1 pseudogene is annotated in these 520 nt (G+C 45.2%); it reads right to left on the bottom strand.

Annotated features, from left to right (window positions below):
* A pseudogene (alaP, locus tag RVS70_RS22005) lies at positions 1 to 520 on the bottom strand (alanine permease AlaP); the annotation flags it as partial.

The following is a 520-nucleotide window of genomic DNA, read 5'->3' as shown; positions in this document are numbered from 1 at the left end:
CTATCCCTAAATAGGCGAACATCACCATTTGACGCGACAATAAAACCCCTATTATTCCATGAGGGAAAAATCCTCCGTTATTCCATAAATTGCTGATTCCGGTTGCAATGCCCCCATTGCCGACTCCTGCAATAATCATCAATAAACCGACAGCAATCATAGATAGGATCGCGACAATTTTAATCAATGCGAACCAAAATTCCAGCTCGCAGTAAGCTTTGACAGCCAGGAAATTAACACCCGTCATAATGATCAGCGCCGATAATGCCCAAATCCAGTTTGGCACATCAGGAAACCAGAACCCCATATAGATGCCGACAGCAGTAATTTCAGCCATACAGGTGACAACCCATAAAAACCAGTAGTTCCACCCTGTTAAATAGCCTGCAAGCGGTCCCAAATAATCACGCGCATACCTGCTGAAGGAACCGGCAACCGGTTTTTGAATGGCCATTTCCCCAAGCGCTCTCATAATAAAAAACATGACCAGGCCGCTTGCGGCATATGCTACCAAAATACC

The organism is Virgibacillus sp. M23, assembly GCF_034190895.1.
Lineage (GTDB): Bacteria > Bacillota > Bacilli > Bacillales > Amphibacillaceae > Virgibacillus > Virgibacillus salarius.
The sequence above is the reverse complement of the archived record's forward strand: the minus strand, read 5'-3'. Positions and strand labels throughout refer to the sequence as shown.